This is a genomic window from Pedobacter sp. UC225_65 (assembly GCF_042698365.1).
GTDB lineage: Bacteria > Bacteroidota > Bacteroidia > Sphingobacteriales > Sphingobacteriaceae > Pedobacter.
In genome coordinates this window covers 2,639,351-2,655,234 of record NZ_CP170550.1, presented here as the reverse complement: position 1 = coordinate 2,655,234, position 15,884 = coordinate 2,639,351, and the positions used below count along the sequence as shown (strand labels likewise).

Sequence of the window (15,884 nt, the reverse complement as noted above, 5' to 3'; positions counted from 1 at the left end):
TGCTGATTTTTGTATTTTAGCATTAATGAGAATAAGCTTTTCCCTAGTCGCCATTTTACTCTTTTTAGCTGCCTGCGTACCATTACGTTCTGTGAAGTACCTCATCCCGGATCTGGCCGATAGTGCCAAGTTCGAAAATGTAACCATCCAACAATCTGCCGCACCATTTTATTTCAAGAACAATTTCCCCAACAACACCTATACGGCCTTAAAAACACAGCTGGACACTTCATTAAAAGATACGAAGACCAATGTGTTTTTGGTGATCAAAAACGATAGCATCATTTATCAATATCTATCTGAGGGCACAACATTGAAGGCCAGACAACCTAGCTTTTCGATGGCCAAATCGTTTGTGGGCACTTTGGTTGGCATTGCCGTGAATCGAGGTCAGATTAAATCGACCGATGAACTGGTGATCAAATACTTGCCAGAATTGGCAAAGAATGATGAGCGTTTTAACCGCTTAACCATACAACAAGTGTTAGACATGCGTAGCGGTTTCCGTTTTTCGGAACGTTCTTTCAATCCTTTTTCTAAAATTACGCGCAGTTATTATGGGGCAGACCTGAAAAAAATAGTCGGAAAATTGAAGATGAAAAATGAACCCGGAAAGGTTTTCGAATACCAGAGCATCAACACCCAAGTACTGGCCTTTATATTGGAGCGGGCAACTGGAAAACCTTTACAATGGTTAATGCAAGAATGGCTTTGGAAGCCCTTAGGTGCAGAAAGTGATGCGCTTTGGAGTTTGGACGACCAAGACCACATCAAAGCCTTTTGCTGTTTGAATGCTACTGCGCTCGATTTTGCCAAAATTGGTAGACTTTATTTAAACAATGGCAATTGGGAAGGTCAACAGCTCGTGTCCAAAAAATGGGTATCGGCTACTTCCAACCCCGATTCGTTAACCAAATACAGGTACAAAAACCAGTTTTGGGCCACTAGGGATTTTAAATACTTCAAAGATTCGTTAAGCGCCGTTAGCCAATTGGATAAAGAAGGCTTAGCTTATCCCGTAGAAAGAAATACAGACGGGCGATATTTCTACGCCAATAAGGTTTATGATTATAAGGCACAAGGAATGTTCCATCAATCGGTTTATATCAATCCGCAAAACAAGGTCATCATCGTTCGTTTAGGTGATCGACAAAAGAAACTGAACTTTCATGGTTTTATACAGCAGGTAGGAAGAGCGATCCATTAATTATCCTCAATTTGGTGAGAACCGAATAAATAACTTTTAATAGGGGTTAACAATAAAGTATTGTCAATTGAAGTTGGAATATTCCAATTGAAGATGAACCATGTGATCCGAAAAGTTGATGTAATTAAAATTGCTAAGTCTTGATGGACAGTTAAATGGTTAAAAATTAATGGAATGATAATGTTGTGTAAACATTGTTGAGGAGAGCGGCCAATAATTTTGCGGGAAGATAAACAGATAACAAGATGACCGTAAAAACAAAATTATTGACGGGTTTGGTGATTTTTTCACTTGCCCTGAGTGCCTGTACAAAAAATAGGCCTATTGAACCAGAGGTTGAAACCATTCTTCCAGAAGATCCTGCCAGCTTTAAACAAGTTGCCATGATTGATCTTGGTGGACTTCAAGCTGCCGAAATCTCTGCCTATGATCCTTTGACCAAAAAGTTATTTGTGGTCAATAACGAAACTACTACTAAGGTTGATGTGATCGACCTGAGCAATTTCCCAACGGTTACCAAGGTAAAAAGTATCGAATTTCCGGGCCAAGGATGGGCAAATAGTGTGGCTGTATCAAACGGTTTGTTGGCTGTTGGGGTAGAGGCTACTGTAAAGCAAGACAATGGTACTGTATATGTATTTAAAACGTCTACTTACGAAGAGCTTAAAAAGATTACTGTGGGTGCTTTACCAGATATGGTAACCTTTAGTCCTGATGGGAATTATATCGTTTCTGCCAATGAGGGCGAGCCTAATGCCATGTATACCGTTCGATCCTATAGGTTCTATTTCTATTATCGACATCAAGAACAACTATGCGGTTAGAACATTAGATTTTACTGGTTTCGAATCTGATAAAGTAAACTTAATAGCTGCAGGTCTTCGCATCTTTGGTTTAAATGCCAGTTTTGCACAGGATATTGAACCTGAATATGTTACGATTACTCCAGATTCTAAAAAGGCTTTTGTAACCTTGCAAGAGAACAACGCAGTTGCAGAAGTTGATCTGGTAGCGGGTGCCATTACCAAAATCAGACCTTTGGGTACCAGAGATATCAGTTTGGCAGAAAATGCTTTTGATGTAACGGACGATAATAAATACGAAGCAAAGACATGGCCAATTAAAGCGTATTACCTGCCAGATGCCATTTCTTATTTTACAGCTAACGGAACGGGTTATTATGCCTTGGCCAATGAGGGCGATACGCGTGAGTACGATGCCTATAAAGAAGAAACTACAGTAAAAAAGGCAAAATTAGATCCTACTAAATTTCCTAATGCAGCTACCTTACAGTTGGATGCCAATATGGGTAAACTGGTAATTACCGAAGCTTCGGGCAAAAACAAGGATGGTTTTTTTGAAGAGTTATATGCGGTAGGTGGTAGAAGCATGAGCATACATAATGCAGCTACGGGTGCTGTAGTTGCACATATTGGAAAAGACCTAGAGCAACATGTAGCAACGGATCTTAACAATAAATACGATGACAAACGCTCGCCTAAAAAAGGGGTAGAGGTTGAAAGCGTTACAGTAGCAGAGGTTAATGGAAAAACCATGGCCTTTATTGGTATGGAACGTGCGGATGCCATTGCTGTCTATGATATCAGTGTCCCAACTGCACCAAAATTTGTGCAGGTATTTGAAACAGGTGATGCACCTGAGGGTCTGTTATTCGTGAAACCTAAAGATAGCCCAAATGGTAGAAGTTTACTGATTGTTGCAAGTGAAGAGGATGGTACGATAAGATTTTATCAACCGAATAAATTGTAAGCATATAACATTTTAAAAGGATAGAAAACCAGTAATTTATTACTGGTTTTTTTGTTTTGGGGGCAAGAGTAAGGTACTTCGCTTCGCTCAGCATGACAATTCCAATACAATAATTATATCCAGATGATAATTTGGGCTTTCTTTTGCCAATAGATTTAAGGACCTTTGTGCTTCCGCATTTTTCATCCTCCTTACACCCGTTATGTCCGAAATTATTGAAGCTCCGGCTATAGAAAATCCGTTTTTAAACCATCCTTATAGTAGAAAAAGAGTAAGGTTGGCGGTTTCTTTGTTTTATTTTGGACAGGGTGTATGTTTTGCATCGTGGGCAAGTAGGATTCCAGACCTAAAAGCCAGTATGGCACTTTCTGATGCCGCACTTGGTAGTATCTTATTGGCCTTACCACTTGGACAGTTGTTAACCATGCCCATCTCTGGTAGACTGACCACCATTTTTGGCAGTAGAAGAATGTTGACCATCGGCGCACCACTTTATGCTTTGGCCTTAACTGTTTTAGGCTTGGCCACTGCAGGATGGCAATTGGCGTTTTTTCTGTTTTTGTTTGGCGTGGCTGGTAACATCTGCAATATTGCCCTGAATACGCAGGGGGTAGCTGGCGAAAGTTATTATGGTAAACCCATCATGACTTCTTTTCATGGCGCTTGGAGCGTAGGTGGGTTTTCTGGAGCATTGATCGGTTTGTTAATGATCAACATCCATCTTTCGCCCTATGTGCATTTTTGTATCATTGCGGTTCTGGCTTGGTTACATATCGGAATCAACTATCGTTATTTATTGGGCTGGCAAAAGCCGAAGGAAACAGAAAAACCAAAGCTGTTTACCAAGCCTCAGGGGGTATTGGTACAGTTGGGTATCATTGGTTTTTGTAGCATGGCAACCGAAGGGGCCATGTTCGATTGGAGCGGGGTATATTTTAAGGAAATTGTAAAGGCGCCACATGCCTTGGTGATCTTGGGTTATACTTCTTTTATGATCATGATGGCTACAGGCAGGTTTTTGGGAGATAAGGTAATTGCCCGTTATGGTCGGAAAAAATCTTTACAGGTAAGTGGAGTGGTTATTTCTACTGGCATGTTCATTTCTGTGGTTTTTCCATATCTGGTGCCTGCAACCCTAGGCTTTATGTTGGTGGGCATTGGAGTTTCGGGCATTGTACCCATGGTTTATAGCATTGCGGGTAGCAATACCAAAGTTTCGCCAGGTATTGCTTTGGCCATGGTTTCGGGGGTTAGTTATTTTGGTTTTTTAATGGGTCCACCTTTGATCGGTTATATTTCTGCACTCTCTAGCCTGCGCTATTCTTATGCGGTTATTGGTTGTTTTGGTCTATTGATTTCGGTGATCGTGGCTAAGATCAGTGCCATTAAATAGGTTATGTGGTAGTTAAGGCATTGATGTTGGTTTTTAACCGATCTATTCTACTCTTCCAGATCTTATAGAGAAAAAATAGTTGTAGGCTAAATATAACGAGTATGCCACAGCTGGCAAAAAGCAGTTTTTGTGGGCCAAGGTTTAATCCGTTGGTAAAAAAGAACATCAGACCGGCCGCAAAGATGAGGCGAGTAGCAATAGCCTGTGTTGCATAATTGTTTATTCTTTTTAAATAAGCATTTAGACTGTCTTTAAGATTGGCTGCATCCTTTATGTATTGGTGTAGCCAATAGCCTTTGAGGTTATGGACGATAGGTGTAACAATAGCTAAAATCAGGATCAGATTGCTCGATAGGGGCTTGTAGGCACCATCGAACATGGTATAATAACAGGCCAAAAAGGCTAAAAAGCCAACGAGTTCTAGTGTCAATTGTCTTCTGATTCCTTTTAATATAGGGTGGTTGCTTTCTTTCAGCATTGCTACCAATTGTTCAGTATTCTTTTTGGGGTTTGGAATGGTCTTCCAAAGCTCCTTTAGGTCAGTTGTTTCCATTTTTGAGTAGGTTTTGAAGTTTTGATTTGATCCGGTTTATCTTTACGCCTACATTGGTTTCGCTAATGCCTATAATGTCGGCAATTTCCTGATAACTGAGTTCTTCTAGATATAGGGTAATCACAGCCTTGTCGGTTTCATTCAATTGTTTAATGGCATCTAGCAAAAGAGTTTGCCTGGCTTGGGCCACAGTGCTTTCTTCGTCTGTAATGAAATCTGGCAGTTCTGGAAGATAATTGATGATTGGTCTTTTTTTACGGAAAGAAGTTAAAGCGGTGTTCAATGCAATTCGATAGAGCCAGGTACTGAATTTAGACCTGGCCTTAAAATGTGGATAACCTTTCCAGGCCTGAAAGGTTATTTCCTGAAACAGGTCATCTTTATCTTCTTTACTGTTGCCATATACATTGCATATTTTATAGATAATGCCCTGATTGAGGGAAAGTAGTTGAAGAAATTCGATTTCACTCATTACTTTTTATATTGCTTAAGCGCTTTAAGTTGTTTGTCCAAAGATCTGATACTATCCAATATAGTGTTTTGTTGGGTTTTTAAGGCTTCTATTTCTTTATGGATCTCTGTGTCTCTTAATTGTGAGCGGCCATCAGGCGAAGAAGATTGACCACAGGCGGATAAGCATAAGAAACCGATTAGGATTAAATTTTTCATGGTTATATTGTTTTAACCCTATTAGTAACACAAATGGTCGAATACTTACACTGGGGAAAAAATAGATGCGATTTTGCCATACGGTCGAAAACAAAAAATCCCTCTGGTTTTTATGCCAAAGGGATTTTTTGAGGTTAAGCTAAAGCTTAATGGCTAGTTGCTTCATCATTAGCAGCCTCAACTGCTGGTGTTGCTGGTTTTTTCTTGAACCATCCTTTGATCGCTCTTGAGTTTTTGTCCATTACGATATACATACATGGCACCAAGATCAAGGTCAGGAAGGTGGCAAAACTTAAACCGAAGATCATTGTCCAAGACAATGGACCCCAGAAGGCCACGTTGTCTCCACCAAAATACAAGTGTGGATTGAGTTCAGTAAACAGCTTCACAAAATCGATGTTCAGACCCACAGCCAATGGAATTAGACCCAACATGGTTGCAGTTGCGGTTAACAATACAGGTGTCATACGGGTACGGCCCGCTTCGATCACGGCATCCTTAACGGTATAACCTTGACTGATCAAGAGTTCGGTAAACTCTACCAATAAGATCCCGTTACGTACCACAATACCTACTAAGGCTACTATACCCAACATCGACATCATTACAGAGAATGGCATGTTGAATAAGATACAGCCACCCAATACCCCAATTAAACTGAACAAAACCTCTACCAAGATAATGATCGGTTTACTGATCGAGTTGAATTGGGTTACCAAAATGATCAAGATCAACCCAATTGCGGTTAAGAATGCGGTACCTAAAAAGCCCATGGTTTCTGCCTGCTCTTCTTGGTCTCCTGCCATTCTGATATCTACACCTGTTGGCGTTTTAAATTGGCTCACCTCTTGGGCAACATTGGCCACTACCTGATTAGGGTTGGCATCGCTCAATACATTTGAAGACAAGATGATCATCTTTTTTGTTGCTTACGTTTAATACCTCCATAAGTGTTTACATATTGGATGTTTACAAAAGAAGAAATAGGCACCTGTCTGATTTCGCCGCCCATGGCCATATCACGATAGGTCATTTTTAAGTTGCGCAATACCTCTAGGTTGTTCTTCTGCTCGTCTTTTGCGCGAACATTGATTTCGTAATCTTCTTTTTCATCTCTGAATTTAAGATCTCGCGACCGTAAAGTGCAGCACGAAGATCATTGGCAATCTGTCCAGAAGAGATCCTTCTCTATTTGCTCTTTCCCTATCAATGTCAAAAACAACTTCAGGTTTATTGTTCTGGAAATCTGATTTCAACTCCTCAACGCCAGCAATCTGTTTGTCGACCAAGTATTTTTTCAACCTTTCTGAAGTATGTACAATCGAATCGAGGTTGTCGCCCGTAATTTCGATACTGATTGGTTTAGCTGTTGGCGGTCCGCCTTGTTCTTGGGCTACAGAAATCTCTGCACCCGGAATTCCTTTTACGGCATCTCTGATCTTATCTAGGTATTGGGCAGTGTTTACACCATTTCTTTTGCCAAATTCAACAAAAGCTACGGTTACTTTCCCCTTGTTAGGGTATTCTCCCTGGTCCTCGTCTTGTGGATCGGTAACACCTTTGGTAACGTTAGAGATGATAGAGGTAACTACTGGGTCTACCTTGCCATTTTTAGAAAGCACATTGGTTACTTTCTGCTCTACATTTCTAACTACTTCATTGGTATAAGCTTGATCTGTACCCACTGGTAAACCTACATATACATACACAAAGTTAGGGTCTGCAGAAGGGAAGAAGATCACTTTTTGTCTGCCAGACATTACCAATGCAAAAAAGATAAAAAGTGTGGCAAAGAATAGACCGAAAGTACCCCAGATCAATTTTTTTGGATGCTCTACCGCCCAATGTAAAACCTTAACATATCTATTTTGGAAACCTGGCCAGATTTTGTTCTGGAACGTTTTAACGGCATTGGTTAAAAAGAAATGGTTGATCAGGTAAAGGATAGCAATAAATACAACGAAATTACCTAAGCCAAAATTAACCAGGTAAGCCAATAAGGCTAAAACTGCAAAAATGATCAGTTTTTTTCTTACCGCTTTATCAAAGTGTGGTTTTTTATTGGCCGAGTGGTCATCGTGGGTCATAAAATCTACCGCAAAAACAGGGTTGATGATGTAGGCCACAATTAAAGATGCAAACAAAGTTACGATCAAGGTTAACGGTAAGAAGTACATGAACTTACCGATAATACCAGGCCAGAACAATAATGGGAAGAAGGGAGCCAAAGTAGTTAAGGTACCCGAAAATACAGGTACAAATACTTCGCCTGCCGCCATTTTAGCTGCTTTTACAATTGGCACTTTTCCATTGTCGAAAATACGGTGGGTGTTTTCAATTACCACAATGGCATCATCTACCACAATTCCCAGTCCCAAAAGGAAAGAGAAGAGCACGATCATGTTCATGGTAAAACTGAAGCCCATGATGCCTCCAAGTAAAGGCATCATTAAGAAAGCGATAAACATTGACAGTGGAACCGAAAGCGCTACGAATAATGCATTGGTTACCCCCATAAAGAACATCAGGATAATGGTTACCAAAATAAAACCAATGATGATGGTATTGATCAGATCGTGTAGTGTTACACGGGTCTGGTCTGATTGGTCGCCTGTAATTTTAATGTCCAGTGCTTTTGGCAACGACCGCTCTTTCATTTCTGTAATGATCTGGTTGATCTTGTCTGAAGCCTCGATCAGGTTTTGACCAGAACGTTTTTTAACGTTTAGCGTAATTACGTTTTTACCATATAAACGGGCATAACTGGTCTGTTCTTTAAATGCATCTTTAACTTCAGCAATGTCTCTGAGATAAACAGCTGCGCCTGTTGGGGTTTTGATCACCAAGTTGGCAATTTCTTCTGCATTTTTGAATTCTTTTTTAACGTTCAACGTACGGCGCAAGCCATCCATTTTAACAGTACCACCAGATCCATTTACGTTTTCGTAACCTACCGCATTCTGGATATCGGTAAAAGAGATCTTTGCTGCAGCCATTTTGTTCATGTCTACCGTGATCTGCATTTCTGGATCTAAGGCACCTACAATATCTACTCCCGAAATCTCAGGCAATGCTTCGATTCGGTCTTGGATATCATCAGCATATTCTTTCAGTTTTTTCAGGTCGAAATCTCCAGAGATGTTCAGATACATGATTGGAAGGTCTGATAAGTTGATGTCCTGTACTGTTGGGTCATCTGGAAGATCGTTGGGCAGATCTTGTTTGGCCTTGTCAACCGCATCTTTTACACGTTGTTTCGCATCTTTGATATCTACATCTGTACCAAATTCGGCTGTAATGACAGAGAAATCTTGATAAGAGTTAGAAGTAACTTTCTTTAGTCCTTGCGTGCCTTTGATCTGCTTTTCCAATTGTTTGGTTACCAAGGTTTCCATGTTTTCTGGAGAGGTACCTGGGTATACCGTTTGTATGAAAATTTTTGGGATGATGACCTCCGGAAAATTTTCTTTTGGAGTAGAATTATAGGCAAACAAACCAGCTACCGTAATCATGATGGTGATGATGTAGATTGCTGTTTTATTATCTATGGCCCAACTAGAGGGCTTAAATTCTTTGTTAACGTCTTTCATTTTAATTGGGATATGAGTATGAAGAAGTAAGATTTTGGAGGTGAGATTAGAGTAACATACTCTTTAAAGGCACATCCAATTGCTCGCTCTTTTTTACCTTGATTAATATTTAACTGTATCACCCTCATTCAGATCTTCGATGCCAGAAACAACAATTTTGTCGCCAGCAGTTAAGCCTGATAAAATCTCAGACTTACCATCAATGGTCCTTCCAACTTTGATCTGGTTACGTTTTGCTTTTCCATTTACAACCGTAATTACATATTGACCATTTTCTGCATTTTGGATCGCACTTACTGGAACGGTAATGGCTTTTGGATTTTTATAGTCTACCACTTTTAAAACCACGATCATATTTGCACGGTATTTGGCATTTGAAGGCAATTTGATCCTCGATATCGAAACTACGTGAAGATTGGTCGATTACCCTAGAAGCGAAAGAAACCTTGGTTCTTAAACTATCTGGAATATCTGGGAAGATCACTTCAACATCATCTCCCTGACCAACTCTACCTAAATAAGATTCGGCAATTTGAGCTTTTGCTTTTAGGCTATTGGCATTTACGATCCTGATCGAAGACATACCTGGAGATACCGCCTGACCTACTTTTAAATCCATTTGCTCAATGGTACCACTGATCGGAGCTTTGATCTTGTACATGGCCAGTTGAGAGTTCAAAACAGCCATTTGGCGTTCTAAGCCTTCTTTCTGCGATTTGGCGTTTACAAACTGTACTTCGGTTCCGATTTTTTGGTCCCAAAGGTTTTTCTGGCGGTTGTATAGATTAACGGCTAGGTCTATCTGTGTCTGTAACTGGGCCATGCTCTGACGCAATACCTTGTCGTCTATCTGGGCCAATACCTGTCCTTTGCTTACATTTTGGCCAATGGCAGCAGAAACCGAGGTTACCACACCTTGTGCTTCTGGGTTAACCTGTACATTTTGTTCTGCATCAACTCTACCTTGAATTTCCACATAGTTGTTAAATGGAGCTGTTTTTACATCGTAAACAGTGACGTCTTTGGTAGCTGCAGAGTCTTTGGTGCCAACTTCTGCTTCTAGTTTTGCAATTTTGCCATCGAGTTCGGCACGTTGTTTTTTTAGATCGGCTAATTCAGTCTTTTTATCTTTTGGCTGCGAACATGCTGCTAAAAATGCAATTGCTGAAATGAATAATAATTTCTTCATTGTATTGTGTTTTTGTAAGGTTTAATAAATTATGTTTCCTAGTGCTTTGTCTAGATTTACTTTGTTGATCAGCATATCGTATAAAGCATTGATGTAGTTGTTCTGCGATTCCTTAAGCGAAGTTTCAGCAGTAGTTACTTCTAAACTAGAGCCTACACCTTGCTCGTATTTGATCTTGCTTACTCTTAAGATCTTTGGCCAGCTCCATGTTTCTCTTTTGGTTGTCTAAAGAGCGTTGACCATTTAAATAGGTGGTCTGAGCCTGTGAAATCTCAAGGTTAATGGCATTTTGCAGATCGTACAATTGGTTCTGGGTCTTTAATGATGTAAGTTTTGCATTGCGCAGCTGATAGATCTTTTGTCCGCCAGAAATTAAAGGAATGGATAATCTCAATCCGATAACGGTGGTAGGAAAACGGGTGTCGTACAAGTCGCCGAACTTATCATTCTGGAAATTAGCTGATGTACTTCCAAAAGCTGATAAAGATGGCAAAAACAAACTTTTGTAGCGTTTCACATCTAAATCGTTTAGTTTCTTTTGGGTCTGCATTAACGAATACTCGATCCTTTTTTGCATACGCACTAGAATCGCTGATGAGTACTGTTTTATCCAAGTTGACACTGCCAATTTTATCAGTTAAAGTAAGCATACTGTTTACGCTCATGCCCATCTGAAATTTAAGTACGTTTACGTTTAAAGCCAAAAGCCTGATCACATTCTCTTTTTCGGTAAGGAGGTTGTTTTTAAGTACACTTAAGCGGTCTACATCAATTTTTTCTGCAAAACCGTTTTTAAATAGGGCATCCGCATCATTTAGCGATTTGGTAAGGCTTGCCAAGTTGGCATCGATCAATGAGAGTTGCTCTGTGCTTACCAATACCGAATAATAAGCCTTACTTACGGCTACAGCAGTTTCGATACGGGTACGATTGGTGCTTTTAACAGAAAGCTCTTTGTAGGTTTTGGATGCCTGTAGGCCTACCAGGTAAGAGCCATCAAATAAAAGCTGATTAACGTCTAAACCAATAGAAGAGTTGTATTTAACGCCAAACTTAACGGGTACAAAAGTACCTGGAGCATTAAAAAACTCACCCGGTAATAAACTGGTTGCTACTTTAAGGTAGTCTTGAAAGTTGGCACTGGCGCTTACCTGTGGTAATCCGATACCGATAGTCTGTTTAACCGTGTTTTTAGCAATCTGCTCGTCTATTTGGGCATTGATGATGCTAACCTGATGTTTTTGGGCATAAGAGATCGCCTCTTGTAAGCTAAAACTTGCCACGGTGTCTTTTTGCTGCGCCATGGTGGGTATTGCCCAGCTCAAACAAAAGAGGAAGATGTAAAGTTGATGTTTCATAAAGGTTGTTGTGCTTGCGTAGATTTTTGTTTGTATTGATTAATTTGTTCTATCCCTTTTTGGTTACAGATACCTTGAAGGAAATGCTCCGTTAATTCTATCATAACTTGAGCGATGGTATATTTATTGGTGGTATAGTGATCGTGCTGGTTAAAAATAATGTCAACTTGTGCCAAACGCATTTGGGCAAGGATATCTATCTTAATTTCTTTTCTGTAGAACCCCTCTTTAACACCACGTTCTAAGTTTTCGGAAATCACTTTGCCTAATTTCTTTTCCCTAAAATTTTTAAAATACAGCCAAGCTTTTGGATGATATTTCTGGAGGTCGTAAAAAAGCTTAGGATTCATCCCTGTTAATAATTCGTGCATATTATCTATGGCAAAAAATATTTCTTCAACAGCATCTCTTGCATTTTTTGCACTGAGGCCCATGTTACAGTCTTGAACACTTAGTTTGTCTTTGATCAAAATGTTTACCAGCTCATCTTTGTCCTTGAAATGCTGGTAGATTGTTTTTTTTGACATGCCCAAATGTTTGGCGATATCATCCATTGTAACACTTTTAAAGCCATATTGACAAAAAAGCTTATCTGATTCCTGTATTATATAGTCTTTTACTTCCAATCTAAGTTCCCCTTAAAAATTTACCTATCAAAACTATGGAAACTTTTTTTAATCTAAAAGTTTCCATTACATTTCTATGAAAATTTTTTATTTACAAAAGAAAATATTAATTAATAATTAAGAATTAGTTTGTCGGTAAACAGCGGTTTTAGGTAGGTGAATGGAGCAAATTAAATCAATCGGGTAAGAGAAGACCAAAATGATCTTGACATAAAAAAAGGAGCCCATTTGGGCTCCTTTAAAAAAAACTAAAAATTGTAATTGGAAAATGTATTAATGTTCTAAGTCGTACTCATGAACGTCTTTATGGTCGTATGGTTCTACCATCAACTCATCTATTGTTTTGGTCTGTTTGTTGAAACCTAGTTTATCCAACATGATATCGAAGATCAGGTACACTACAGGTACAACGATCAATGTAAGGAAGAGCGAACTGGTTAGTCCACCTACAATAACCCAGGCCAAACCGTTTTTCCACTCGGCACCAGCACCACTGGCCAATGCAATTGGAAGCATACCAAAGATCATGGCGATGGTTGTCATTAAGATTGGTCTTAAACGGGCATGGTTAGCTAAGATCAAGGCTTCTATTGTAGATTTTCCTTCGGCTTTCATGTGGTTGGTAAAATCGACCAGGATGATCGCATTCTTCGCTACCAGACCCATCAACATAATTAATCCTAAAATGGTAAAGATACCGATGGAGTTGTTGGTTAAGGCCAATGCCAATAAAGCTCCGATCAATGCCAATGGTAATGAGAACATCACTACCAATGGATAGATGAAACTATCATATAAGGCCACCATGATCAGGTAAACTAAAATTATCGAAGCTAACAGGGCTATACCCAAGGTACCAAAACCTTCAGCTTGGTTTTCTTCGTCTCCAGCCCAAGTATAACTTACCCCAACAGGTGCTTTAAGCTTACCATTTTTCTGCATATCAATGAGTTTCTGCTTAAAATCAGTAACGATTGTACCTGTTGGTCTACCGATTGATTGCGCTTGAACAGATACTGAAGTAGATTTATTTAAACGTTCTAACTGACTTGGTCCAGAACCTTCGGTAATGGTAGCAAATTGCGAAAGTTTAATTTGTTGTCCTGCAGCATTGATAAAGATCAGATTACGTACATCGTCCACATTTTTGCGGTCAAAATCCTGATATTGGATATTGATATCATATTCGTATTCGCCTTTTCTGTATTTACCATCAGTGTTACCACTAAATGCGGTCTGCATGGTCGATCCTACAGTTTGTAAGGTCAGGCCTAAGGCCGACATCTTATCACGGTCAACTTTAACATTGATCTCTGGTGTTCCTTTTTCTACAGATAATTTGATCTCTGTAGCACCCGGAATAGTTGCCAATAACTTTTGGGCACCTTCTGCGTATTTTAACACGCTATCTAAATCAGAACCCATTACCACCAATTGGATAGGTGCGTTTTCTGCAATACCCAAAATACTGATCGGCACGGTTTTAACTTTTGCACCTACCAGTTCTTTAGCCAAAGCACGGCTCATTTTGGTTGCAAAAATATCAGAAGAAACACCTTTACGCTCATTGCGTTCAACCAGTTTTACGTTCATTCTCTGATTTGTAGGCTGTGGCTTGTGTTCCACCCATATCCCCACTGGACTGACCAACGGTGGTGATCAATTGTGCGATTTCTGGTTGTTTTTGCAAGAAAGCTTCTGCTCTTTGTGTATAGAAATTGGTCTGCTCTAATGGAGCATCTTTAGGTAACTCTATCTGTACCAAAAACTCGCCTTTATCTGATTTAGGGAAAAACTCACTACCAATAAATCCAGCTACTGCCAAATAAAGAGAGGCTACGAATAAAATAACTACCATTAAAATGGTACGTCTTTTATGGTTTAATGACCAAGTTAAGATCGAAGTAATCCAGGTTGTGAATTTTTTAAGTTGTTTTTCGAACCATAAAATGAAACGGCCAAACATGTTTTTGCCTTCAATGCGCTCTAGTTTGCCATATCTTGAGAACAATAATGGTACAATGGTAAATGAGGCCACCAACGAAAGGAGCGTTGCAATAATTACCACGATACAGAACTGGCGCAAAATGTTAGATACCAAACCTGTACTTACGGCAATTGGAAAGAATACTACCACAATTACAAACGTGATGGAAACTACGGTAAAACCAATTTCTCTTGTCGCATCTGAAGCTGCTCTTACCTTGTTTTTACCCATCTCCATGTGGCGCTGGATATTCTCCAATACCACGATCGCATCATCCACCAAGATACCTACCACGAGGGAAAGACCTAATAATGACATCAAATTGAGGGTAAAACCAAATAAACTGATTCCGATAAACGTAGCAACTAGGGATGCAGGGATGGATACCATTACGATGACTGCATTTCTTAAGCTATGCAAGAAGAAAAGCATTACAAATGCCACTAAAATTACCGCTAGAATCAAATCGTGAATTACAGCATTAGCGGATTCAAGTGTAAAGATTGAACTATCGTTTACAATCTTGATGTCTAATTTATCACCTGCGTATTCTGTTTTTAACTTCTCGATGATGGTTTTTACACCTTTACTCACCTCTACGGCATTGGCATCACTTTGTTTAATGATCTGGATGGCAATAGCTCCTTTACGGTCGATACGTGCCAGTTTTTCTGTTTCTTTTTGCGCATCCTGCACATCGGCAACATCACTTAAACGGATCTGCGCACCATCTTTTCCGGTGGTCAATACCAGGTTACGCAATTCTTCGATGTTTTGGTATTTTCCTGATAAACGGATCAAAACATCTTGGTTTTGTGTTTTAACACTACCGGTAGGGAAATCTAAGTTAGACGACAAGATCATCTGTTGTACCTGAGGTACAGAAAGATTATAACCTTGTAGTTTCTTGGCATCCATGGCTACTTGGATCTCGCGCTCGGAACCACCAATCAGGTTAACCTGCGCAATACCATTTACCCTAGAAATTACCGGGGCAATTCGTTTGTCAATCAGGTCGTAAAAGGTCACATCATCCATATTTGCAGAAGCAGACATGGTGATTACCGGAAGGTCATCCAAAGAGAACTTACTTAATGATGGTGTTTTTACATCTTCGGGTAGGTCTGCAAGAATAGCGTTTACCTTACGTTGTGCATCATTTAGTGCATTGTCAATATTAGCTGCATCAGTTAACGTAATGGTTACAGTAGATAAACTCTCGAATGATACGGCGTTGATCTTTTTAATGTTTTCCATTGATGATACCGCATCCTCAATTTTCTTGGTTACGGTATTTTCTACCTCATTTGGCGATGCCCCAGGGTAGATGGTCGAAATAGATACTACGTTGTTTGAGAATTTTGGTAACAACTCATAACCCAACGAAAAGTAACTTAATAGCCCAAGCAGGGTAAGTGCGGTAAAAACCACAATTACCAACGAAGGCCTTTTTATAGATATATCTGTTATCTTCATTTTAATTCGTATTATGCAATTAGCATTTTATATTGCGATTGGTGTATCGCGACTATAGGCTACTGA

Annotated in this window: 14 protein-coding genes and 2 pseudogenes; 4 read left to right on the top strand and 12 right to left on the bottom strand. The window is 39.6% G+C overall.

The genetic code is table 11. The features are described 5' to 3' along the window. The first annotated feature begins 25 nt into the window (after window positions 1-25). From ACFJIZ_RS13915 to ACFJIZ_RS13900, 4 genes are all read left to right on the top strand, one after another. Window positions 26-1,207, top strand: a complete 1,182-nt coding sequence (locus ACFJIZ_RS13915) for a serine hydrolase domain-containing protein (RefSeq protein ID WP_379085089.1) — start codon at window positions 26-28, stop codon at window positions 1,205-1,207. A gap of 245 nt (window positions 1,208-1,452) precedes the next feature. Continuing rightward, a complete protein-coding gene (locus ACFJIZ_RS13910) occupies window positions 1,453-2,031 on the top strand; it encodes a choice-of-anchor I domain-containing protein (protein WP_379085086.1) in 579 nt (192 codons plus the stop codon). Further along, complete coding sequence (locus ACFJIZ_RS13905; protein WP_379085083.1) at window positions 1,946-2,977, top strand: choice-of-anchor I family protein; 1,032 nt, start codon at window positions 1,946-1,948, stop codon at window positions 2,975-2,977. The genes ACFJIZ_RS13910 and ACFJIZ_RS13905 overlap by 86 nt, the downstream gene beginning before the upstream one ends. Window positions 2,978-3,179: 202 nt before the next feature. Continuing rightward, a complete protein-coding gene (locus tag ACFJIZ_RS13900; RefSeq protein ID WP_379085080.1) occupies window positions 3,180-4,370 on the top strand; it encodes an MFS transporter in 1,191 nt (396 codons plus the stop codon). A gap of 1 nt (window position 4,371) precedes the next feature. Here ACFJIZ_RS13900 and ACFJIZ_RS13895 read toward each other — a convergent pair whose 3' ends face one another. The 12 genes and pseudogenes from ACFJIZ_RS13895 to ACFJIZ_RS13840 all read right to left on the bottom strand — a co-directional run bounded on the left by ACFJIZ_RS13895 (window position 4,372) and on the right by ACFJIZ_RS13840 (window position 15,818). After that, window positions 4,372-4,923 carry a hypothetical protein gene (locus ACFJIZ_RS13895; protein WP_379085078.1) on the bottom strand — a complete coding sequence of 184 codons (552 nt, stop codon included), beginning with the start codon at window positions 4,921-4,923 and terminating at the stop codon, window positions 4,372-4,374. Further along, window positions 4,910-5,395 carry an RNA polymerase sigma factor gene (locus ACFJIZ_RS13890; RefSeq protein WP_379085075.1) on the bottom strand — a complete coding sequence of 162 codons (486 nt, stop codon included), beginning with the start codon at window positions 5,393-5,395 and terminating at the stop codon, window positions 4,910-4,912. The genes ACFJIZ_RS13895 and ACFJIZ_RS13890 overlap by 14 nt, the downstream gene beginning before the upstream one ends. Further along, window positions 5,395-5,592 carry a hypothetical protein gene (locus ACFJIZ_RS13885; RefSeq protein ID WP_379085073.1) on the bottom strand — a complete coding sequence of 66 codons (198 nt, stop codon included), beginning with the start codon at window positions 5,590-5,592 and terminating at the stop codon, window positions 5,395-5,397. The genes ACFJIZ_RS13890 and ACFJIZ_RS13885 overlap by 1 nt, the downstream gene beginning before the upstream one ends. 146 nt (window positions 5,593-5,738) lie before the next feature. Beyond that, entirely contained in the window at window positions 5,739-6,509 is a 771-nt protein-coding gene (locus tag ACFJIZ_RS13880; RefSeq protein ID WP_379085070.1) for an efflux RND transporter permease subunit, read from the bottom strand. Beyond that, window positions 6,506-6,640, bottom strand: a complete 135-nt coding sequence (locus ACFJIZ_RS13875; protein ID WP_379085068.1) for a hypothetical protein — start codon at window positions 6,638-6,640, stop codon at window positions 6,506-6,508. The genes ACFJIZ_RS13880 and ACFJIZ_RS13875 overlap by 4 nt, the downstream gene beginning before the upstream one ends. A gap of 73 nt (window positions 6,641-6,713) precedes the next feature. Next, a complete protein-coding gene (locus tag ACFJIZ_RS13870) occupies window positions 6,714-9,182 on the bottom strand; it encodes an efflux RND transporter permease subunit (protein ID WP_379085066.1) in 2,469 nt (822 codons plus the stop codon). A 102-nt stretch (window positions 9,183-9,284) separates the two neighbouring features. Next, window positions 9,285-9,536, bottom strand: a complete 252-nt coding sequence (locus ACFJIZ_RS13865; RefSeq protein WP_379085063.1) for a hypothetical protein — start codon at window positions 9,534-9,536, stop codon at window positions 9,285-9,287. Further along, window positions 9,505-10,371, bottom strand: coding sequence for an efflux RND transporter periplasmic adaptor subunit (locus tag ACFJIZ_RS13860; protein WP_379085060.1), 867 nt, complete (start codon window positions 10,369-10,371; stop codon window positions 9,505-9,507). The genes ACFJIZ_RS13865 and ACFJIZ_RS13860 overlap by 32 nt, the downstream gene beginning before the upstream one ends. Window positions 10,372-10,392: 21 nt before the next feature. Beyond that, window positions 10,393-10,921, bottom strand: a pseudogene (locus tag ACFJIZ_RS13855) (TolC family protein). Next, window positions 10,827-11,729, bottom strand: a complete 903-nt coding sequence (locus ACFJIZ_RS13850; protein ID WP_379085057.1) for a TolC family protein — start codon at window positions 11,727-11,729, stop codon at window positions 10,827-10,829. The pseudogene ACFJIZ_RS13855 and the gene ACFJIZ_RS13850 overlap by 95 nt, the downstream one beginning before the upstream one ends. After that, window positions 11,726-12,355, bottom strand: coding sequence for a TetR/AcrR family transcriptional regulator (locus ACFJIZ_RS13845; RefSeq protein ID WP_379085054.1), 630 nt, complete (start codon window positions 12,353-12,355; stop codon window positions 11,726-11,728). The genes ACFJIZ_RS13850 and ACFJIZ_RS13845 overlap by 4 nt, the downstream gene beginning before the upstream one ends. A 273-nt stretch (window positions 12,356-12,628) precedes the next feature. Next, window positions 12,629-15,818: pseudogene (locus tag ACFJIZ_RS13840) on the bottom strand (efflux RND transporter permease subunit). Window positions 15,819-15,884 lie beyond the last annotated feature (66 nt).

Coding starts and splice junctions, on each gene's coding strand:
- ACFJIZ_RS13850 (WP_379085057.1), bottom strand. CDS start 11,729: ATGAAACATCAACTTTACATCTTCCTCTTTTGTTTGAGCTGGGCAATA.
- ACFJIZ_RS13900 (WP_379085080.1), top strand. CDS start 3,180: ATGTCCGAAATTATTGAAGCTCCGGCTATAGAAAATCCGTTTTTAAAC.
- ACFJIZ_RS13910 (WP_379085086.1), top strand. CDS start 1,453: ATGACCGTAAAAACAAAATTATTGACGGGTTTGGTGATTTTTTCACTT.
- ACFJIZ_RS13880 (WP_379085070.1), bottom strand. CDS start 6,509: ATGATCATCTTGTCTTCAAATGTATTGAGCGATGCCAACCCTAATCAG.
- ACFJIZ_RS13860 (WP_379085060.1), bottom strand. CDS start 10,371: ATGAAGAAATTATTATTCATTTCAGCAATTGCATTTTTAGCAGCATGT.
- ACFJIZ_RS13890 (WP_379085075.1), bottom strand. CDS start 5,395: ATGAGTGAAATCGAATTTCTTCAACTACTTTCCCTCAATCAGGGCATT.
- ACFJIZ_RS13865 (WP_379085063.1), bottom strand. CDS start 9,536: ATGATCGTGGTTTTAAAAGTGGTAGACTATAAAAATCCAAAAGCCATT.
- ACFJIZ_RS13870 (WP_379085066.1), bottom strand. CDS start 9,182: ATGAAAGACGTTAACAAAGAATTTAAGCCCTCTAGTTGGGCCATAGAT.
- ACFJIZ_RS13915 (WP_379085089.1), top strand. CDS start 26: ATGAGAATAAGCTTTTCCCTAGTCGCCATTTTACTCTTTTTAGCTGCC.
- ACFJIZ_RS13895 (WP_379085078.1), bottom strand. CDS start 4,923: ATGGAAACAACTGACCTAAAGGAGCTTTGGAAGACCATTCCAAACCCC.
- ACFJIZ_RS13905 (WP_379085083.1), top strand. CDS start 1,946: ATGAGGGCGAGCCTAATGCCATGTATACCGTTCGATCCTATAGGTTCT.
- ACFJIZ_RS13885 (WP_379085073.1), bottom strand. CDS start 5,592: ATGAAAAATTTAATCCTAATCGGTTTCTTATGCTTATCCGCCTGTGGT.